The sequence below is a fragment of the Luteibacter sp. 9133 genome, assembly GCF_000800155.1.
In the GTDB taxonomy this organism is placed as follows: domain Bacteria; phylum Pseudomonadota; class Gammaproteobacteria; order Xanthomonadales; family Rhodanobacteraceae; genus Luteibacter; species Luteibacter mycovicinus.
In genome coordinates this window covers 1965064-1986661 of sequence record NZ_JUHO01000001.1, presented here as the reverse complement: position 1 = coordinate 1986661, position 21598 = coordinate 1965064, and the positions used below count along the sequence as shown (strand labels likewise).

At 64.1% G+C, this 21598-nt stretch carries 16 protein-coding genes; 5 read left to right on the top strand and 11 right to left on the bottom strand.

Translation table 11 applies throughout. The annotated features are described in order from the left end of the window. Positions 1 to 31: 31 nt before the first annotated feature. The 3 genes from FA87_RS08600 (at position 32) to FA87_RS08590 (ending at position 6607) form a co-directional block, all read left to right on the top strand. Positions 32 to 1969: a glycoside hydrolase family 127 protein gene (locus tag FA87_RS08600; protein ID WP_052191229.1), complete on the top strand. Its 1938-nt coding sequence runs from the start codon at positions 32 to 34 to the stop codon at positions 1967 to 1969. A gap of 259 nt (positions 1970 to 2228) precedes the next feature. After that, positions 2229 to 5030, top strand: a complete 2802-nt coding sequence (locus FA87_RS08595; RefSeq protein ID WP_342633161.1) for a TonB-dependent receptor — start codon at positions 2229 to 2231, stop codon at positions 5028 to 5030. A gap of 62 nt (positions 5031 to 5092) precedes the next feature. Then, a complete protein-coding gene (locus FA87_RS08590) occupies positions 5093 to 6607 on the top strand; it encodes a DUF5597 domain-containing protein (protein WP_156128611.1) in 1515 nt (504 codons plus the stop codon). Between the two features lie 20 nt (positions 6608 to 6627). On the opposite strand, the gene FA87_RS08585 is transcribed toward FA87_RS08590, so the two are convergent. The 4 genes from FA87_RS08585 to FA87_RS08570 form a co-directional block, all read right to left on the bottom strand. Next, complete coding sequence (locus FA87_RS08585; RefSeq protein ID WP_043693863.1) at positions 6628 to 7653, bottom strand: XVIPCD domain-containing protein; 1026 nt, start codon at positions 7651 to 7653, stop codon at positions 6628 to 6630. A 10-nt stretch (positions 7654 to 7663) separates the two neighbouring features. Beyond that, positions 7664 to 8278, bottom strand: a complete 615-nt coding sequence (locus FA87_RS20710; protein ID WP_139382771.1) for a hypothetical protein — start codon at positions 8276 to 8278, stop codon at positions 7664 to 7666. A 9-nt stretch (positions 8279 to 8287) separates the two neighbouring features. Next, the gene (locus tag FA87_RS08575; RefSeq protein WP_043693857.1) at positions 8288 to 8869 is read right to left on the bottom strand and encodes a hypothetical protein; all 582 of its coding nucleotides are present in this window, start codon (positions 8867 to 8869) and stop codon (positions 8288 to 8290) included. A 612-nt stretch (positions 8870 to 9481) separates the two neighbouring features. Then, complete coding sequence (locus FA87_RS08570) at positions 9482 to 10666, bottom strand: MFS transporter (protein ID WP_043693854.1); 1185 nt, start codon at positions 10664 to 10666, stop codon at positions 9482 to 9484. Between the two features lie 242 nt (positions 10667 to 10908). On the opposite strand from FA87_RS08570, the gene FA87_RS08565 reads away from it, so the two are divergent. After that, positions 10909 to 11283, top strand: coding sequence for a hypothetical protein (locus tag FA87_RS08565; protein WP_043693851.1), 375 nt, complete (start codon positions 10909 to 10911; stop codon positions 11281 to 11283). A gap of 303 nt (positions 11284 to 11586) precedes the next feature. Then, positions 11587 to 12408, top strand: coding sequence for an alpha/beta hydrolase (locus FA87_RS08560; protein ID WP_043697697.1), 822 nt, complete (start codon positions 11587 to 11589; stop codon positions 12406 to 12408). A 165-nt stretch (positions 12409 to 12573) separates the two neighbouring features. On the opposite strand, the gene bla is transcribed toward FA87_RS08560, so the two are convergent. The 7 genes from bla to FA87_RS08525 all read right to left on the bottom strand — a co-directional run bounded on the left by bla (position 12574) and on the right by FA87_RS08525 (position 21596). After that, complete coding sequence (bla, locus tag FA87_RS08555; RefSeq protein ID WP_052191226.1) at positions 12574 to 13548, bottom strand: class A beta-lactamase; 975 nt, start codon at positions 13546 to 13548, stop codon at positions 12574 to 12576. Positions 13549 to 13746: 198 nt separating this feature from the next. Continuing rightward, positions 13747 to 15156, bottom strand: coding sequence for a sugar porter family MFS transporter (locus FA87_RS08550; protein ID WP_052191225.1), 1410 nt, complete (start codon positions 15154 to 15156; stop codon positions 13747 to 13749). 58 nt (positions 15157 to 15214) lie between these two features. Beyond that, positions 15215 to 15841, bottom strand: a complete 627-nt coding sequence (locus FA87_RS08545) for a nucleoside/nucleotide kinase family protein (RefSeq protein WP_052191224.1) — start codon at positions 15839 to 15841, stop codon at positions 15215 to 15217. Between the two features lie 65 nt (positions 15842 to 15906). Continuing rightward, positions 15907 to 17322: a beta-glucosidase gene (locus tag FA87_RS08540; RefSeq protein WP_036113462.1), complete on the bottom strand. Its 1416-nt coding sequence runs from the start codon at positions 17320 to 17322 to the stop codon at positions 15907 to 15909. After that, the gene (locus FA87_RS08535; protein ID WP_239709019.1) at positions 17300 to 18247 is read right to left on the bottom strand and encodes a carbohydrate kinase family protein; all 948 of its coding nucleotides are present in this window, start codon (positions 18245 to 18247) and stop codon (positions 17300 to 17302) included. The genes FA87_RS08540 and FA87_RS08535 overlap by 23 nt, the downstream gene beginning before the upstream one ends. After that, positions 18226 to 19605, bottom strand: coding sequence for an APC family permease (locus FA87_RS08530; protein ID WP_043693848.1), 1380 nt, complete (start codon positions 19603 to 19605; stop codon positions 18226 to 18228). Before FA87_RS08530 ends, FA87_RS08535 begins: the two co-directional genes overlap by 22 nt. Then, positions 19602 to 21596, bottom strand: a complete 1995-nt coding sequence (locus FA87_RS08525) for a beta-galactosidase (protein WP_081996521.1) — start codon at positions 21594 to 21596, stop codon at positions 19602 to 19604. The genes FA87_RS08530 and FA87_RS08525 overlap by 4 nt, the downstream gene beginning before the upstream one ends. Between the last annotated feature and the right edge of the window lie 2 nt (positions 21597 to 21598).

Here is a 21598-nt window from a genome sequence, read left to right as displayed (position 1 = left end):
GGGGGTGCGTTCCATAAGCATCGGGGGTGGCATGCAGGGTTCCGACAAACGCAGGCGGTTTCTGAAGACGGGGGCACTGGCCTTCGCAAGCGCCCTCGCCGTACCCCGCGTGCGCGCCTTCGACACCGCCGACCCGGCCAGCGTCGCCGCCAGCGCGGCACGCGAAAAGCCGGTATGCCGGATGCAACCCTTCGCCCTGAATCAGGTCCGTTTACTCGACAGCGACTTCAGCCGTGCCGCGGCGATCAACCTCGAGTATCTGCATAGTCTGCCGGTCGACCGGCTCGCGCACAGTTTCCGTGTGCAGGCGGGCCAGCCATCCTCGGCCAGACCGTTCGGCGGCTGGGAAAAACCCGACTGCGAACTGCGCGGCCACTTTACCGGCGGCCACTACCTTTCCGCCGCGGCGCTGGCCTGGGCCGCGCAGGGCGACGCCACGATGAAGGCGCGCGGCGACGAACTGGTCGCCATCCTGGCCAGCTGCCAGCGCCCGAACGGGTACCTCAGCGCCTTCCCCGAATCGTTCTTCGATCGCCTCAGCGCCGGCGAAAAGGTATGGGCGCCGTTCTACACCCTCCATAAGATCCAGGCCGGCATGCTCGACATGTACCGGCTGGCCGGCAACAAGCAGGCGCTCGCCGTGGCCACCGGCATCGGCAACTGGACCGTGCGCTGGCTCAACGGTTTTTCCGACGCCGACATGGCGCACATTTTGAAAACCGAATACGGCGGCATGAACGAGTCGATGGTGGATCTCTACGCCATCACCGGAAACAGCCGCTATCTCGATGCCGCGCACCGCTTCGACCAGGCCTCTCTGTTCGAACCGCTCGCCTCGCATCGCGACGAGCTCAAGGGACTGCACAGCAACACGCAGATCCCCAAGATCATCGGAGCGGCGCGTCGTTACGAACTGACCGGTGAACCACGCTACCGTCGTATCGCCGAGTTCTTCTGGGAGACCGTCACGCAGAACCGCACCTACGCGACAGGCGGATCCAGCAACGACGAGTTCTGGAACACCGGTCCCGGCGACCTCAGGGGCCAGCTGGGACTGTATGCCGCCGAGTGCTGTGTCGCGTACAACCTGCTCAAGCTGACGCGCCACGTCTACGCGTGGAACGGCGACCCGCGCGCCTTCGACTACTACGAGCGCAACCTGTACAACGCGCGCCTCGGCACGCAGGACGCGCAGGGCATGAAGCTCTACTACTACTCGCTGCGCCCCGGCGGAGCCAAGTTCTACAACTCCCCCACCGACTCGTTCTGGTGTTGTACGGGCAGCGGCGCCGAGGAGTTCGCGCGCTTCAACGATGCGATCTACTTCCGCGACGACGATGCGCTGCACGTCAACCTCTTTATCGCGTCCGAACTCGACTGGCCTGAGATGGGTCTCACGCTCCGCCAGGAGACCGATTTTCCGCGAGAAGCCGCCACACGCCTCCGGTTCACGCTGATGCAGCCTCGCGAGATCGCGCTGAACCTTCGCATCCCTTCGTGGATCGCGCCCGGGGCGCGCGTCGAAGTGAACGGCGAAGCCCTCGACACCTTCGCCTCGCCCGGCAGCTACCTCACCATCAAGCGTACCTGGCAGTCCGGCGATCGTGTGTCGCTGACGCTGCCCATGACCCTGCGCAGTGTGCCGCTGCCGGGTGACGATCATCTGCAGGCCATCACATACGGGCCGATCGTGCTCGCCGCGCGCCTCGGCGCGAAAGGCCTCACGCATGACCAGCAATACGGCCGCTACGACGCGGGCCCCTCACCCGAGCCGAAGCCGCAACCCGCCCCGCAGATCGCGCCGGACGAGGCGGACCCGCTTGCATGGCTTGTCCCCGGGGACAAGCCGCTGACCTACCGCGCCACCACACGCCATGGCGTGGTCGATGTCGCACCGCTCAACACGATCCAGGGTGAACGCTACGCCGTGTACTGGCAGACCGAAGGGTCCGCCACCGACGCTGGCTGAACCGGGGGAACGGCCACACGCCGTTCGACGAGGAAACGCACCGGGCCCGGTGCGACGCGCTAGCGCGCGCAGGGAAACGCTCCACCTGCCCAGCGACCGGTCTGCCGACCGGCCGACGGAGTTTTGCACCCTATCGCCACCGCCAACGAGGGAAGCCATGTATTCACGTCATCGCACCAGGTACGACCGCTCGTGTTGTCCGACCTCCTCCAGGCGCTTCGCCGGCACGACGCTTCATGCCGCGCTTTGTCTCGCCCTGCTGGGAAGCAGCGGCGCCACGTTTGCCCAGGACACCACCGGCGCCACGAGCTCCGACGCCAAAACACTGGATGCCGTGACCGTCACCGGTTCGCGGATCCGCCGCGTCGATACCGAAACCGCCAACCCCGTGGTCACGCTGGACCGTGCGGCGATCGAAGCCACCGGCAAGCCGACCCTCGGCGATCTCGTGCAGGAACTCCCTTCGATCGCCGGCAACGCGACCAACCCGAACACGAACAACGGCGGCGGTACGGGCGCGTCCACCGTTTCGCTACGCGGCCTCGGCGACAAGCGCACGCTGATCCTCGTCAACGGCGTACGTCTCGCTTATAACGACGTCAACGCCATTCCCGCCAGCATGATCGAGCGCGTGGAGGTGCTCAGCGATGGCGCCTCGGCCGTTTACGGCTCGGATGCCATCGGCGGCGTGGTCAACTTCATCCTGCGCGATCATTACGATGGGGTGCAGATCTCCAGCGACTTCGGAACCAGCCGGCAGAGCGACGGCAACCGGCGCAACTTCTCGCTGACAGCCGGCCACACCGGCAGCAACTACAGCATCATCGCCGGCCTCTCCTACAGCGACATCGACGCGGTCTCGGCCGCGGCGCGCGACTATTCGAAGGACGCGCTCTACCTGATCGACGGCGCGTCGGTGAAGCAAGGCTCGTCGGCCACGCCGGGCGGCTCGATCAACTTCAACGACGGCTCCGCCGCTTCCGATGCCCTGGCCGCGTCGTCCGGTTGCTCACGCGTCACCCTCAACCCGGGTGTGACCGGCGCGACCGGCCGGGGCGACTTCCACTGCTATGGCGGCAGCGATTCGTACAACTACCAGCCCTATAACTTGCTGCAGACTCCGCAGAAACGCACGAATGCTTTCGTACTGGGCAAATACCAGATCACGCCCTCGGTGCAGGCATACGTCAACGGTTATTTCAGCAAGACCAGGTCCTCGTCGGTGATCGCGCCGATTCCGATCTTCGCCAACGGGGACAACTTTCTCGTCTCGGCCGACAGCTACTACAACCCGTTCGGCGTGAACTTCGGTACCGACCGTACCACCGGCACCTCGTACAACGACCTCAACTCGCGGGCCACGGTCCTCGGCAACCGGAGTTACCAGTACAACACGTACAACCTACAGCTCAATCCCGGCCTGCGCGGCTCGTTCGGCAACAGCAGCTGGCAGTGGGACGCGGATATCAACTATGGCCGCGTGCGTCAGATCTCGCGCAACAACGGCTTCCTCGATTACGACGCATTCAATCAGGCGGTCGGCCCGTCGTTTCTCGATAGCGACGGCACCGTGCGCTGCGGTGCCGCCGGCAATGCCATCGCCGGCTGCACGCCGCTGGACATCTTCAACCTCAATTCGGCGTCCAGCCTCGCCACGCTGCAGTCGATGATCGTCAACCCGACGGTCACCAGCGTGTACACCGTGAAGCAGTTCGAGGCCAACGCGAACGGCGATCTCTTCGACCTGCCCGCCGGTACGGTGAGCCTCGCGACGGGCCTCTCGTACCGCAAGGAGAGCACGTCCACCTCAGCCGACTCCCTCTGGACCGGCGACGAAAACGGACTTTGCGGCGTCATCGAGTACTGCGCGTCCACGCTGGCAGGCAGTTTCAACGTCAAGGAAGCCTATGCCGAAGCCCTCGTACCTCTGCTTTCGGACCTGCCCGGCATCCGCTCGCTGAATCTGACCGTGGGCTCGCGCTGGTCCGACTACAGCACCGTCGGCAGCAAGACCAACAGCAAGGTCTCGCTTGAGTGGCGTCCGGTCGACGACCTGCTGCTGCGCGGCACGGTCTCGCAGGTGTTCCGTGCGCCCAACACCAGTGAACTCTACGCGGGGGTGGCCGGCGACGCGGCAACCGCCAACGACCCCTGCAACGGCTATACCGGCGGCCATGAGGCGGCCTGCGCCAACGTGCCGACCGACGGCTCGTATCGCCAGGCCGATGGCCAGGTTTCGGGCAAGGCGTCGGGCTCGGTGCTCGCCGGCTATCAGCTCAAGCCGGAGACCGGTCGCTCGTACGACGTCGGCTTCGTCTACGATCCGCATTGGCTCGACGGCCTGTCCTTCAGCGTGGACAGCTGGAAGATCAACCTGAAAGACACGATTTCCACCGTGTCCGCGCAGACGGTGATGAACCAGTGCTATTCCAATCCGTCCAGCGCGTTCTGCGCCCTGATCCACCGCAACGGCAACGGTACGATCAATTACATCGCCGAACCCACCGTCAACCTCGGCAAGCTGTGGGCGGCGGGAACCGATTTCGGCCTGGCCTATCGCTTTCCTGAAACGAGCTTCGGCAAGTTCAACGCGTCGCTCAACGGCACGTACATGAAGCGCTACGACGTCAACCCGGATACGACCGATCCCAGCTCGGTGGTGATCCACAACGCGGGCATGTACACGTACTCGTATGGCAACTTCCCGCGGTGGCGCGGCCTCGGCACCCTCAACTGGTCGATGGGTGACTGGAGCGCGTCATGGCGCATGCGTTACGTCGGCCGCTCGCAGATCGGCAGCGACGATCTGACCCAGGGTCTCTCGGCCGACTCCGATGTCGCGGGCGTCGAGCGTAAAGTCGGCGCGTACGTCTATCACAACATCCAGGTAGGCTATAACGTGAAGCCATGGCATACCCGCTTCGACCTGGGTATCGACAACGTCGCCGACAAACAGCCGCCCCTCTACTATTCCAACAACGTGACCAACGCCAATACCGACGTCGCCACCTACGACCTGCTCGGCCGATATTACTGGGTCCGCGCGACGGTGTCGTTTTGATCCGCACCGTTCTGGCCGGGTGTTGCCTTGCCGTGGCGAGCGCTTCCGCGCTCGCCACGGAGATGCCCAGCGTCGTACACGCGGACGGGCGGCACGCGCTGCAGGTCGACGGCAAGCCGTTTACGGTGCTCGCCGTGCAGCTGCACAACTCCAGTGCGTGGCCGGCGGTGCTGCCCGAGGTCTGGGACGACGTGCTTGCCCTGCATCCCAATACACTTGAGGCGCCGGTGTACTGGGAGCAGTTCGAGCCGTCTCCCGGCAAATACGATACGACCAATCTAGATGCGCTTATCGCGGGCGCTCGGTCGCATGGGCTTCGTCTGGTGGTGCTCTGGTTCGGCAGCTGGAAGAACGGGCAGATGCACTATGTGCCGGAATGGATGAAATCCGACCCGGTGCATTACCCACGGGCGCTCGACGAACACGGCACGCCGCAGGAAGACATGTCGCCGTACGCGGAATCCAACCTGCATGCGGATGAGACGGCCTTCGCCGCACTCATGGATCACCTGCGCAAGGTCGACGGCGACCGGCATACGGTCATCATGGTGCAGGTGGAGAACGAACCGGGAAGCATCGGTGCGATCCGGGACCATTCGCCGGCCGCTGAGCAAGCCTTTGCCGCGCCGGTGCCGGATGCGCTGACGCGGGCGCTCCGTCGTCCTCCCGGTGGCGACTGGACGGCAACGTTCGGGGCCGACGCCGACGAGCAATTCAACGCCTATGGCATCTCGCGCTACATCGATCAGGTCGCCTCCGCTGGCAAGGCCCGCTACCCGTTACCGATGTACGTCAACACATGGCTGCGCTACAAGGGCAAACACATGCCTGGCTACGACTACCCCAGCGGCGGCGCCACCTGGAACGTGCTCGACACCTGGAAGGCCAGCGCGCCCCATATCGATTTCATCGGCACCGATCTCTACAGCACCGCCTACAACGAGTTTACGAAGGTCGTGGGGCAGTACACGCGGGCGGACAACCCGCCGTGGATCTCGGAGACCGGGTTCGAGGCGGGGAATGCGCCTTACCTGTTCCATGTACTTGCGCAGGGCGGCGTGGGTTTTTCGATCTTCGGTATCGATCATCCGGCGGATACGCCTGAGGTCAAGGCGGCTATCGAGGCGCATGCGCGGAACTTCGCGCTGGTTGGGCCGATTCAGGGGCTGGTTGCCGACGCAGCGTTTCGCGGGACACTGAAAGCTGCCGTCGAGCAACGTGGGCAGGCGAAGTCGGACGTTGCGCTGGGCGGTGGCTGGACGGCGCATGTGTCGTATGGGGCACCTTCGTGGGGAGACGCACCGCCGGAATTGCCGGGTAACCCCGCCGCCGATGGGCATGTGCTGTTTATTCCGCTGGGTAAGGACGAGTATTTGCTCGTTGGGTTCCATGCACGTGTGGAGTTCGAGCGGGATCGTTCCGACAAGCGGATGGGTCAGGTGCTGCGGATTGAGGAAGGCACTTATGAAGGCGGGGCGTGGAAGGCGCGTCGCTGGTGGAACGGCGATGAGACGGACTATGGGATCAATCTGGGTCAGAAGCCGGTTTACCTGAAGGTCCGCCTTGGGGACTACTGAGCCAAGGCGGAAAGTTTGTTTTAGCTCAGGCTCATGACCGGCGCCTTCGATGGCCGCGCTATTTCCTGCTGAGCCTGTTGTTGTTGCTGCTGTTCCTGCTGCTGCACTAGAGCCCTGCCCTGCTCTTCGGCCTGCGGCCACGCCGCACTGCTTCGATCCAACGGCGTCTCCAAAGCCTGCATCGTCTCTACCCACGCCATCTTCCGGTCGAGGCCATGCACGCTTTGCAGGTTGCCTTCCACCGCGAACGCCCGGCTCGCGTCGTCGCTCAGCATAACGTGATCGATCCCGCGCATGCCTTCCGCGGTGGCGGCCACGGTCAGTGAGCCTGCAAAGCGCGAATCGCGAGGGCTGGGCGCAACACCGTGCTCCGCGTTCAGCTTGGCGACGCCATCCATCGCCTGGCGGAACATACCGTTCGCTGGATGAGCGGGCTGGTCGAGCCTGTGTTTATCGCTCAGAAGCCACTGCATCGGAGACTGGTCCTTCGGCATCGGATTCCGCTTCTCCGTGTTCACCGGGCTGTGCGGCACAGGATTCTCGATGCTCTGAATGTCTTCGATATTATGGGTGGGACGAAGCGCGTTTTTTCCCGACACATCAACCGGCGCACGAACCCGAACTTCGGAGCCAGGGCCACCACTTCCGGGTAAAACAATATGCTTCTCGCGGTGGATTCCGGCGTGATTCAAGGCAGCCCAGGTGAAGTCGACGCAGTTGTTTCGGACGTCCTGGTATTGCATGTTGAAACCAAATTTTCCAGCATCATGGCCAAACTCGTTCAAGCGATCGAACTGGTCCTTTGTGATCTCCATGGTCCTTGCATAGACCGGCTTGCTGTAGTTATCGACATCGCTGTCATAACGGCGACCCGGGCCTGAAGCGCTTCCATGCTCGATGGGCGCGAATCCAAAGCTTCTCTTGTTACCCGTTGCGTCCTCGGTACTGAAATACATATGTCCCGGCAACGATGTACCGCCATCTAGCAACAGTGGCGTTCCGGGTGCCGCAACATAAATCGTCACGGCATACTTTCTTTCTGGCATCCATTTCCTCCTACTTTCCTGTGTTGTAGAACTGATCGATTACAAGCTCCGCATGAACGCCTTCGAAGACAGGCAAATCGAAGGCGGTTTCCACTCTCGCCCTGTAGTGCCCGTAGCCTTCCGCGTAAAAGCCTCCGGCAACAACGTATTCCATGCTCCCGTCGTTGCCATCGGGTTGAAGATGAAGCAGGGACTGCACTGGCCGTGACGTCGACGGATGCCATAGCCTCGACTTGCCGTAAGCAGCGTACATGCCGCTCATGTCCAGGACATTCATCGGCGATAAAACATCACCGTCGACCTTCCACACCTGAGCACGTATCGCGGGACTCGCCTTTCTTACGAACTCAATCGTTGCCTGATGCGCGACCGGAAATTCGACCGCCAGCATAAAGCGCCGACTCAGATCCGCCTCTTCCTCACGCAACCAGAAATCGATCGTCGTTGTGTTCCCTGATTTGGCCAAGGAAAAGCCTTGTCTTATGGGTATGCCGCCAGCTACCGGCGCTGCTGAACGATTACCGCAACCAGCACAAAGTGCACCAAGCATCAAAACCACTAACCAGCAGAAAAGGTTCCCAAATAAATGCGTGCGACGGCTAGTTCTAAGTGATGTGTCTGACATCCCTATCTCCTACTTCGCTGTGTTGTACGCCTGGCCAATCACGATTTCTGTAGGTACATTTTTCAACCAATCCAAGTCAAGCACGGTTATGATTCGTGCCACGTAGTGACCATAACCGTCGGCGCAGAAAGAGCCCAAGACACTCCCCTCACGCACCTCATCGCCAACGAAGGGGTGGAGGTGCAATTCCGATGGAAATGAACCCGATGGCGATCGCGTCTTCGCCACATTCACGCGACAAGCCCCCGTGAGAGGCACCGCGTTGAAGATATCGATAGGCGCATGTTTCTCGCCACTCACCCGCCAGATTTCCGCGTGCACTGCAGGCCTTGTCGTCCCAATGAGACGCGTAACATTCCGCAGTATGTGCGGATGTTCGACAGCAACCATGAAATGTCGTGACAGGTCAGCGTCGCCTTCGCGCAGCCAGAAGTCGACCGTCAATGTGCTTCCGGCTTTGTCGAGGTAGAACGCGCGCCGTACCGGCATATCCCCAGGTGCTGGTGCAGTCGTTTCTTGCCTGCACGCACTGGCGAACAGCAGGAGGCACGCAAGCGGCCACGTAGCGAATTTGTACTTGGACTTCTTCATCCCTTTCCAGTCGCCTCGCGGCGTACGGTGCATTCCCTTTCTCCAAGGGGCTGAAGGATGAAGAAGTCTATGGGAACACGTCAAGCCACGGACGCTGACACAGCTATTCTCAAAAAACGAAAAAAGGGAACATTGGTCGCGATTCTCAGTACACCGCGTAGCTTTTTTACTAGCTTATGCCTGTTGCCTGCGGAATCGCATTCCACGCATCGCAGGCAACCATCGTTCAGAGCGGTGAGAGCGCGGAACGTTGTCACTGAGGTTTTTCTTGCCGATAGCATCCGGCGCTTAGCCGTGTGGCCGGCTGGCAACGACGGACGTCGCAATCCACTTCTCGATCACACCGCCCGGTGCCCGGTCTCGGGCAGGCCGATGAGGCTCATTGTTTGAGCGATGGTGGCATGTCTGTGGGTTGAGGCATGCCACCACTCGGGGCGGGTGGGATCGCCAGCAGGGCTGGCTCCTACCAGAGCTGGCTACTGCTCACTCATCAGGGAGACAGCGATGGAAAAGTATGGAACGGTGGGTGAAGGCAGCCTGTGCCCTGATCCGGATGCGAGCGGGCGCGCAGTGTGCGGCGCGCGCCCATGTAAAGATGGAATGGGACCGCTTTCAATGGGTTGGGAGCGATGTCGGCCGATGTAACAGCCGCGCCACCAGCGCGATCAAAGCGAAACCACCGCCGAGCAGGCACACGCCGGGCCACCCGGCGCGGCGCCATGCCTCGGCGGACGCGAAGGAACCGATCGCTCCGCCAACGAACATGGTGGTCATGAACAGCGTATTGAGACGGCTCTTGAACTCGGGGTGCAGACCGTAGATCAGGTGCTGATGCGACACCAGCGCGATCTGCACGCCGAAGTCGAGCACGATGACGCCGATGATGAGACCGGCAAGCGTCGGCCAGATCGCGAAGATGCCCCACGCCACGACCGTCGCTGCCGCACCCAGCGAGATGACGATCCACGGACCTTTACGATCCGCGACGCGTCCGGCGAGTGGCGCCATCGCGACGCCCACGGCACCGACCACGCCGAACAAGCCGGCGGAGGCGGCGCCAAGATTGAGCGGCGGCTGTTCGAGGCGGAGCGCAAGGACCGTCCAGAACGCCGAGAACGAGGCAAAGATCATGGCCTGCGTGAGTGCGGCACGACGCAGCAGCGGTTCGCCGCGCCACAGACCGACCAGTGAACCGAACAGCTCGGCAAAACCCACACGGCGTGGCGGGCGGTGCTCCGGCAGGCGCAGCGCCATGAGCAGGGCCGCCAGGAGCGCGATGGGCACGGCGATCCAGAACATCACTCGCCAGCCGGCCGCGCTCGACACAAAGCCGGCGATCGTCCGGCTCAACAGGATGCCGGTGAGCAGGCCGCTCATCACTGTGCCCACCGCCGCACCACGTTTCGACGGCTCGGACAGAATGGTCGCGAACGGAACGATCTGCTGAGCCACCGTCGCGGCCGCACCGACGATCACGGAGGCGAAGGCCAGTGTCGCGAGGCCGGGCGCCAGCGCGGCGATCACCAGCGCGATCGCCAGCAGGATGAACTGGAGGACGATCAGGCGGCGGCGCTCGAACGCGTCACCCAACGGCACGAGGAACAACAGACCCGCCGCGTAGCCCAGCTGCGTCAGCATCGGCACCCAGCGCTCGACGGCGCCGTCGTGCAGGTCGCGGCCCATGATGCCGAGCATCGGCTGGTTGTAGTAGATGTTGGCGACGGCGAGGCCGGCGGCCAGTGCCATGGCATACAGGGTGCTACGCGGCAGGCCGCTGCCCTGTGTGGCGTTACTCATCGTGAAAGCTCCGGGTCGGTGGTGCCGTGTGAATGATCGTGCATTGCACCACACCCGGGCTTGGATGTTTCGTCAGCGCCACGCGGGTATCCGCCGTAGCGACCGTCCTTTCGGATCGAGGGGTCGCCGCGGTGCGTTGACAAAGCGGCCGACCGGCGAGCCGCTGAAACGCACGATTGCACAATCCCTGAACGCGGCAAGGGGTACACCATGGAGGATTCCCACACGGACAGGATCCACTCATGTCGAAGCTCGATGCCGCCTTTATCGAACACCAGAAACAGCGCCTCGAAGACCTACGCGCCCAGCTGATCGCCACGGGCGATGCGGCGGGGGCCGACGAGTCGGCGCTTCAGACCGCCGCCGGTGGCGAGCCGCAGGACGAAGGCGACGACGGCGATCGCTTCGCCCAGCAGGATGCGGACGAAGCCCTGCTGTCGCACAACGAGAACCGCCTCGGCGACGTCAACCGTGCCCTCGAGAAGATCGCCGATGGCACCTATGGCATCTCGGACGGCAACGGTGAGGTCATTCCGCGCGAGCGCCTGGAAGCCGTTCCGGAAACCCGCTACACCGTCGAGGAAATGGCCGAGCGCGAGCGCCTCGCCCAGCGCTGATCGTCTACGGCGACACTTTGTGTTGATCAAAAGTCACGCCTCGTCAAAATGGAGGCAATTGCGTTCTAGCCGGGACGTTTCCCGCTTCCGCAAGATGTCACGGGACAATCAAGGAGACACCCCGTGAGCGATTCAACCTCCCTCGGCGCTGGCCACGATGCCAGCCGCCGCAATTTCGTCGTCGGCGCGGGGACCCTCGCCGCGGGCACGCTCGTTGGCGCGAGCGTGCTTGCCTCCGGCGTCAATGCCGCGCCGGCCGCAACGACCCATTCCTCTTCCAAAACCAGCAAGAAGGTAGGCGACATGTCTTTCATCACGACCAAAGACGGCACCGAGATCTATTACAAGGATTGGGGTACCGGTCAGCCGATCGTCTTCCATCACGGTTGGCCGCTGAGCTCGGACGACTGGGATGCCCAGATGATGTTCTTCCTGAACAATGGCTTCCGCGTGATCGCGCATGACCGTCGTGGCCACGGCCGTTCGTCGCAGACCGCGACCGGCAACGATATGGACACGTATGCGGCCGACGTCGCGGAACTCACCGCGCACCTCGACCTGAAGAACGCCGTACACATCGGTCACTCGACCGGCGGTGGCGAAGTGGCGCGCTACGTCGCCCGTCATGGCAAGGGTCGCGTCGCCAAGGCCGTGCTGGTCAGCGCCGTGCCGCCGATCATGGTCAAGACCGCCGCCAACCCGGGTGGCCTGGATATCTCGGTGTTCGACGGCTTCCGCAAGGCGCTCGCCGACAACCGCGCGCAGTTCTACCGCGAAGTGCCGATCCCGTTCTACGGCTTCAACCGTCCTGGCGTGAAGACCCTCGACGGCGTGGTCGACAACTGGTGGCGCCAGGGCATGATGGGCGGTGCCAAGGCCCACTACGACTGCATCAAGGCCTTCTCGGAAACCGACTTCACCGAAGACCTCAAGGCGATCACGGTGCCGACGCTCGTGCTGCACGGCGACGACGACCAGATCGTTCCTTACCAGGACGCGGGCGTACTCTCCGCCAAGCTGGTGCCGGGCGCGCAGCTGAAGCTCTACAAGGGCTACCCGCACGGCATGCTGACCGTCCACGCGGATGTCCTCAACAAAGACCTGCTGGACTTCATCAAGGCCTGATGTGACGCGAAGGGCCCGACGTGACGCGAAGGGCCCGACGTCACGCGCTTTCTGTAGGAGCGGGCCCTGCCCGCGAAACCCTCGGGGCATAACGCTGGCGCAATGAGGTGCAAAGCCTCATTCGCCACGTTTATCCGTGAGGGTTCGCGAGCGGGCTCGCTCCTACTACAGCTGCTTCGAAACAACGGTACCTAGCTCTTTGAACCACGCGGCGCGTTGCTCATCCGTTGAGGTGGTGTCGCGGAGGAAGGCGCCGACCACGGCACGATTGCCGTTGGGCGCGGTAATGATCGCCATATCGTTCCACGCGGCGATACGATCGCCATTGCTGGCACCCGTACCCGTCTTGTCCGCGATGCTGAAGCCCGCCGGCAGCCCCGCGCGGATGCGATTCGGAATGACCTGAGCTTGCATCATGTCGAGCAGGCGCTTGGTCGATGCAGCCGAGAGCAACTCGCCAGCCTGCAACTTGCGCAGGAACGTCGCGGCGCCGTCCAGCGTCGTCGTGTTCTCCTGCATCACGATCGCGGCCTCGTAGCCCTTCAGCAGCCGCGTCGATTCTTGCACGGTCGTTTCGTGCAGAGGTGGCTTCGCGCCTTGGGCCAGACCTTCGAACACATGCCCCACCGCGCGCTCATCCATGTCGATGCGCATGCCCTCGACGCCCTTGTCCTTGAGGTATGCCGTGACCACCTCGCCGCCACCGACCAGTTTCAATAGCGCGTCCACGGCCGTGTTGTCGCTCTGCGTAACCGCCGCGGTCATCAGTTCGCTGACGGTGACATCGATCGGGCCCTTTGCGGCGCGCGCGCCAATCGACGGGACGGCGGAACCGGCCGTGACGTCGGCTGGGGTGACGTGCACTTTCTGGTCGAGGCGGAGCTTGCCTGCATCCACCTGATGCAGAACGGCGGCCGACACGGGTGCCTTGAAGGTGCTCATCAGCATATAGGCCCGGTCGTCGTTGACCTTCGCCGAGGCGCTGCCATCCAGATCGACGACGATGATGCCGAATTTGGCGGGCTTGGCCTGATCGGCGAGCTTTTGCAGGGAGGCCTGGAGGGTCGCGGACTTGTCGGCCGCAGTGGCCGAGCCGGCGGCCAGGGCCAGCGATAACGCGAGGAAGGTGTGCTTCAGCATGGGGAGCGCCTTGGGGGGATGACCGGGGCGCCATGCTGCCGCATGGTTCTGCGTTTTTGGTGGCAAATCGGGGGCCGGTGGGAGCTTTGGCCGACAGCGCGTGTTGTAGGAGCCAGCCCTGCTGGCGATGGGGGGGTACGGCGAGCACCCATCGCCAGCAGGGCTGGCTCCTACAACAGCCGCTGCCGGAAACGGGGATCAGCTCTTCTTCAAGCGCTTCTGCTGGAACGGGTAGAACCGCTCCTCGCGCAGCTCGTGCTCGATCTGCTCCAGGCTCTTGCCCATCGTCTCGGGCACGAGGTAGTAGATGAAGACCAGGGCACCGAGCGAGATCACCGCGTAGAGCCAGAACGTATGCGACGCGCCCAGCCAGGTGACCAGCGACAGCGTGCTCAGGGTGACCAGCAGATCGAAGAACCAGTGACTGAAGGCGCCCAGGCTCGCGCCCTTGCCGCGAACGAACAGCGGGTATACCTCGGAGTTGATCAGCCAGATGCAGACGCCGAAGCCACCGCAGTTCAGCATCAGGTAAGCGGCCAGACAGGCGACCACCAGCACCCGGCTCACGTCGGTCTGCGGCCCCTGCCCTTCGAACAGGATGCCCATCACCACGAGCGCCACGATCGAGCCGGGAATCATCCACAGCAGGTAACGACGGCGCCCGATCTTGTCGACCAGGATGCTTCCGATGACCGTCATGACGACCACGAGCAGCGTGCTGCCGCCGGTGCCGAGCACGGCCCATTTGTCCGAGAAGCCGGCCTTGGTGAGGATGGTCGGCGCGTAATAGATCAGCGCGTTGTTGCCGGTGATCTGCGAGAACATGGAGATGCTCGCGCCCACGATGATGGCCGGACGGATCCAGGGCTTGGCGAAATCCTTCCAGCGCCCGGTTTCCTCGTTATGGGAAACGCCCTCGATCTCGACGACTTCCGCTTCGGCCGCGCGACGGTCGCCGCGAACCCGCTCGAGCACGTCGATGGCTTCATTCTTGCGACCCTGCGTCACCAGCCAGCGCGGGCTCTCCGGGAGAATGAACATGCCGCCCAGCAGGATCACCGCCGGAACCACGCCGAGACCGAACATCCAGCGCCAGTGTTCGCCGAGCAGGAATCCGGTGAAGTACGCCACGGTGATGCCAAACACCACCATGAACTGAAACAGCACCACCATCTTGCCCCGGTGCTTCGGCGGCGACACCTCGGCGATGTAGACGGGAATGATCTGCGTGGAGCTGCCGGCCGACAGACCGAGCAGGAAACGCGCCGCGATCAGCATCTCGACGCTGCCCGACATGGCCGAGGCGATCGAGCCGAGCGCGAACAGCACGCCGACGAAGATCACCATGCGTCGGCGACCGAACCGGTCGGACAGCGGGCCGGTACCGAGGCAACCGAACAAGGCACCGAAGATGATCGCGCCGGTGACGAGCTGCTTAGTGGTGTCGTCCAGAGCGAACTCACGACCGAGGCCCAGAAGCGCGACGCCGATCACGCCGGTGTCGTAGCCGAACAAAAGACCGCCGAGCGCGGCGATGACCGCGATACCGACGACCAGGGCGGTGCTGCCGCCCTCGCTGTCGACCTTGGATGGGGTTACCGCATGCATGCGTTTCTCCTGGGAGGATGAAGAAGCCCTCGCCCCCGCGAGTTGTTCTTGAACGAGATCACGCCGCCACGCTCACGCGCACACGAAAATCCGCCTTCGGTGCCGTCAAAGCGATGCGGCGGGCATTCGGCTCGTCGGTGTGTTCGATCCAGTCGAGCGCGGCCTGGCGGTCGCGTCCGTAGCGCATGTGCCGCGCGAGCAATTGCTCATGGCGCTGTGCGTCGTCGACGTCGACGAACCAGACCTCGTCGAGCAGGCCCTGGACGTCTTGCCACGGACCTTCATCGAGCAGCAGGTAGTTGCCTTCGGTAATGACCAGACGTACATCGGACGGCACGGCGATCTCGCCGGCGATCGGCTCTTCGATTTCACGATGAAACGCCGGTGCGTAGACCGTCTCGCCCGGCACCGGCGAGCTAAGGCGGCGCAGCAAGGCGACATAGCCCGCCGCGTCGAACGTATCGGAGGCGCCCTTACGGGCGGCCCTGCCAAGGCGGGCGAGCTCGGCGTTGGCGAGATGGAACCCGTCCATCGGTACGCCGACGGCGATGTCGCCGGCGTATGCGAGCAGTTGCGCCACGAGGGTGGATTTACCGGCGCCCGGTAGTCCCGCGATGCCGAGGATGCGGCGTCCGCTGCCTTCCATGAGCGCGTCCAGGCGCTCCCTTGCGGAGGATTCGATCATGCCGATGCCAGACGAAAAGACCGACAAAAGCTAATGATCCGAATGTGTGCATGAGATGAATCGCGTCATATATGGCGATGGACGGGTCCCTGACAGAGACATTCGCCGTCTTCGTTCGCATGACCCAGCAAGGCGTCGAGCAAGTCGCCGGACGGCGTCCACTGGCCGATGGCCGGATGAATCAGCATCGCCTTGCGTGCTTCGAGACGGCGATCGTTGAGCACCGATGCGATCGCGGCACGTTCGTACGCCTTGACCGAGCGCACCAGACCGTTCACCGCATCCGGCAATGGCGCGATGGGACGGGGCACGATCGCGTCCAGCGAGATATCCGACGCGATCTCCACGATGTCGTTATCGGGCAGATCGGGCAAGGCGCCACGATTGCGCGTGTTGACGACGATACGCGCCGGTTTCGCACCGGTCAGCGCGCTCATCACGTCGATGGCGATGCGGTGGTAACCGGTCGCTACACGGAAGGGGTCGACCTGCAGGCTGACCCCCTGATCGAACGCGGAACCACCCTCGGCTTCGAGCTTCATGTACGAGCCGGAACGCTGGTTGAGGTACGCGGCGTAAATATCCACGGCTGCATCGCCGTCGCCCGCGTCCAGACGCGCGGTCAGCGTCGCCAGCAGATCATCGTTGAGTCTCTGAATTTCGCCACCGCGGCTCCCGCCCTGCCTGCGCTGGTTGTCCAGCGCGCGCTGGCGCTCGTAGTAGAAGAAAAGGTACTCCGTGGGAATGAGCCGCAGCGTGCGGATCATGTCGAAGTCGAACAACGGCGCCAGATAGAGCTGACGTAGCAGATCATCGCTGGCAAGCAGCGTGTCGATGACCTCCTCGCCCCGAACGCGCACGCCGCGTACCCAACCGAGGTGGTTAAGGCCGACGTAGTCGCACTCGACCTCGTCGGCCGGCTCGCCCAGCGCATGCGCGATATTGTGAAACAGCTCCGTCGGCGTATCGCAGATGCCGACGATGCGGGCCTTGCTATGGTCGGTCACGGCCTGCGTGATCAGGCCGGCGGGGTTGGTGAAGTTGACCAGCCACGCCTGCGGGCTCAGCTTCTCGACGAGTTTCGCCTGTTCTATCGCGACAGGAATGGTGCGCAGGGCCATGGCGACGCCGGCGGGGCCCGTCGTCTCCTGCCCCGGATATCCCTGCGCGATGGATGCGCGTTCGTCGGCGGCGCGACCGGCGATACCGCCGATACGAATGCTGTTGAGCACGAAGTCGGCGCCTTCGATGGTGTCTTCCATCGAGGTGCCGCCACGTAGCCGCAGCGCGCCGCCCGAGCGACGGATCACGGCATTGCCCAGGCCGACCATGATCCGCAGCCGCTCGGGATCGGGGTCGTAGAGGACCATTTCGGCCGCGCCGAGCGCCTCGGCGGCTTCGTTGACGCCGAACACGACAAGCGGAGACCGGACACCGCCGCCTCCGATCAATGCGATCTTACGATCCGTACGTTTGCTCACGAAGTGTCCTTAATGGCTGGGGATGGGGAAGCGATTCAAGGGCGCCGGCGGCCGTCGTACACAACGCCCCGCAGATGCAACCGCGCTCGACGCAGCCATCGATGGACTCGCCATCGAGCAGCCCGTCGATGACGCCCGCGTCGAAGGCATCGCCCGCACCGGTGGAGTCGACCGCTTCGATGCGCGGCGCCGGCACCCGGCGCAGACCGCGTGCATCGGCGATCCACGCACCACGGGCGCCCTGTTTCATGACGGCACGAGCGATACCGGCCGCGGCGGACCAGGCCTCATAGGACGAGGGGGCGTCGTCGCCGCATAACAGCGCGACTTCCTTGTCGTTGGGCAGGAAGAGGTCGACATCGCGGCAACTGAGCCGGTTGACAGGGTCTTGCAGCCACGCCGGGCTGTAGCCGACGTCGAGGGAGGTCGTACACCCCGCCTCACGCAACAGCGGAAGCAGGGTCGAGGCAAGGTCGCGCGGCAGCGGCATGGCGAAATGCACATGACGGGCGGCGGACAGATCCGCCACGATCTCCGACGTCGCCAGCAGTTCCGGGAGCGAGCGGTTGACGCCGGGATAGGTGAAAAACGATCGATCCTCCACCGTCGAGACGCTCACGGTGATGCCGGTGCCGTCGCTGCCCAGCCGGATACCGTCCATGCTGACACCGAATTCGCCCAGACGGCCTTCGAACCAGTCGAGATCGGCATCGCCGATCAGTCCGACCAGGCGGACACGGCGTCCGAGCCGCGACAAGGCACAGGCGGTATTGATCGTGCCGCCGCCGAGTTCGCGCACGTAGTTCTCGGCGATCACTTCTTCGCCGGGGCCGGGCCAGGAGGGAAAGCCGCTGAAGACGTGATCGGCGTAGATCTCTCCGACGACGGCGACATCCCATGATTTCAGCGATGGGGAAATGGCCACGTGCGGGACCTCCGTGCTTGCCACAGGAAAAGAAGCGTGCCCGCGAGGACCGCGACCACGGCGGCGACGATGGACGAGGTGCCCGCCGTCGCCACGAGATACAGCCAGCCGATGACGCTGACGACCAGCGGCAGCGGATACAGCGGCATGCGAAACACGTCGGCGTCGGCGCGGCGGCGACGCAGGGCCACCACGGCGAAACACTGCGCGATGTACTGAAACAGGATCTGCGTGACCATCAGCGTGGCGATCAGATGCTCCAGTGACAGGAAGCAGGCCGCGGCGGATGTCGCGCCTACGAACAGGAGCGACACCGTGGGAAACCCGCCCCGCGGATGCAGGCGCGCGAAGACGGGAAAGAACTGGCCGTCCGCCGCCGCCGCGTAGGGCACGCGTGAGTAGCCCAGCAACACCACCAGCGCCGATCCCCAGCTGGCCAGAAGAATCAGGAGCACGGCCAGCGTGCCGCCCGTGCGACCGTGGATCGCCTGCATGAAGTCGGCCACCACGGCCTTCGAGTGCGCCGCCTGCTCCCAGGGCAGTACGCCGAGAATGCTGAGGTTGAGGCCCAGATACAGCACGGCCACCAGCGGAATGGAAACGAGCACCGCCATCGGAATGGTGCGCCGCGGCCGCTTGACCTCACCGCCCAGCATGCAGACGTTGTTGTAACCGCCGTAGTCGTACACCGCGATCAGGGCGACCGCGCCGAGGCCCAGCCAGAACCCGTGAGATGAGTCGACGTGTGCCTGGAAGAAGTGGCTTGCGATCGTCATGTCGAAGTGCCTGATGCCACTGATCACGATCCATGCGCACGCGATCACGACGATCGCGCTGACCAGCACGGACAGCCGCTGGATCTGACCCACCCGCCGATAGAGCACGGCCGTGTTGAGCAGACACAAGCCGGCGGCGACGAGCGCTCTGCCCGTTTCCCCCAGGGACGGGATGAGGAAGCCCGCGTACTGGGCGAAACCCACCGCCGCCGAACCGATGGAAAGCGGCGCGGTGAGCAGCGTCTGCCAGAGGTAGAGGAAACCGAACAGACGGCCGGCTTTGTCGCGGCCATAAGCCTCGCGCAGGTAATGGTAGGGACCGCCGGATTCGGGAATGGTGGAGCCAAGTTCGGCCCAGACCAGACCGTCGCAGAGGCACAGCAGTGCGCCGGCGACCCAGCCCAGCAGCACCGAGGGTCCTGCCAGGGCCGAGAGGGCGAGCGGGATGGTCACGAACGGCCCGATGCCGATCATGTTGAGGACGTTGGCGGAAAGCCCGCCCCAGAAGCCGATGGCTCGCGGCGGTACGGCGGATGTTCCTGGCGCTACCGCGTTGGCGGTCGGGGTGGCTGTCGCTCTCATGATTCGCGGCCCGTTTCCGGGTAGCTTCGGCCAGCACCTGACGCCAACAGGGTCGGCTCCCACCGGGCTGCGGGGTCCCGCTCCTGGTAGGAGCCAGCCCTGCTGGCGACCGGTGCCTGCCCCACCCCATGCAAACTATCGGCAGCAGCAATCACCGCCCCCTCCACCCGATGCAGATCCAACACCAGCACCTCGTTCTCCCCCGCCTTCAACCACGGACCCGGACAGAACAACCGAAGCTGCGGCCCGACACTCCAGTACCGCCCCAGCAACCGCCCGTTGACCCACAGATACCCCTTCGCCCACCCACTCATGTCGAGATAAACGTCGCCAGGTACATCCACATGAAGCGCCGCCCTGAAGAACACTCCACCTCGCGACGGTGCCGCCTTCAACGGCTTGAGACCGCGAACCCACGCATCGTCCAGCGGCAACGGCCACGCCTCGACCTCATGCAGGGCGACACCATCGAGCGTCACCGGCCCGATGAGGCCTTTGTGGTCACCCAGCCGCGGCCCGAAATTGATGTGGCCGAAGGTATCGACCAGGACCTCGACGGTCGCCTCGCCCGAGGCCCGCGCAGGCAGCGTCACATCCGGCCGCGAACTGAGCGACGCATGCTCGACCCGCGATACGACAGCCGTTTCACGCCCATCGACATGCACGACGGCATAATCGCGCACGTTCTCCAGCCGCAGAACGCTGCCGGCGGCGATCCGCTTGCGATAAACGACCAGTCCCTGATCCTGGCCGAACAGGATCTCGTTCGGACCGGGCGATGGCAGCCTGACCGGCTCGCCCGGAAGGTTGTCCCAGAGCGACGCGAACGGTACAGGCGTCACCGGTGAAAACGTGGCCGAGGGAGGAGCCTCGGGCATCGCGGGCGGCGTGACTCCTGCGCTCTCCACGATCACCCGGCGCAACGCCGCGTAGTGCGGCGTGGCACGCCCCCGCTCATCGATGGGTGCACCGTAGTCGTAGCTGGTGACGACGGGCTGGAACTGCGAGCCGTCGTCCTCCGCATTGGCTCCCGCGGTCAGACCGAAGTTGGTCCCGCCGTGCACCACATACAGGTTGAAGGAATACCCGGCGCGCATGATCTCCCGAAGCGGCTCGACGAGGTCCCTGGTCGCGAAGGCCGGCTCACCCCAGTGCGTAAGCCAGCCGGGATAACCCTCGCCCAGCCACACGGGCGACTCGCCCGCGAAGCTCCGGCCCCTGAGCATGTCCGCGACGTCCGCACCATCGAGGCCAAGCGCCATGCCTTTCGGATAGGCCTTACGCCGCCGCAGGTCCTTCCAGCCATCCGACACGGAGAACGGTCCCGCGATGCCGTGCTCCCGCCACAGATCGCGCAGCGCCTCCAGGTAGCCGACATCGTCGGCGAACATCGAATATTCGTTTTCGACCTGCAACATCAGCACGGGACCACCCGCACCTGCCATCAGCGGTGCGATACGCGGTGCGAGCGCTGCGATATAGCGACGCACCGCCGCCATGTAACGGGGATCGTCACGCGTGCGCAGGCGGGTATCCGGATCGCGCAGGAGCCATGCCGGCAGACCACCGTTCGTCCACTCACCGCAGATGTACGGACCCGGGCGCAGATACACCCACATCCTCTCCTCCGCGCACAAGCGGATAAAGGCCACGATGTCGCGATTGTCGCTTTCGAAATCGAACACGCCGGGCTCGCGCTCGTGGTGATTCCACATCACGTAGATCGCCACGGTATTGAGACCCATCGCACGCGCCATCCGGATGCGATGACGCCAGTGCTCACGCGCGATCCGCGCCGGATGCATCTCGCCACTGCGTATCTGGAACTGCTTCCCGTCGAGAAGAAACGTACGCTTGCCGAAGGCGAACGCATGTCCGCGCCCGTCCGGTGCCACCGCCGAAGCGGCGACACCGGACGGCCCCGCCCACGCGCGACCGGCGAACGCCAGCGGCGTGAGCAAGGACAGAGCGAGGAACCGACGTCGTTGCATGG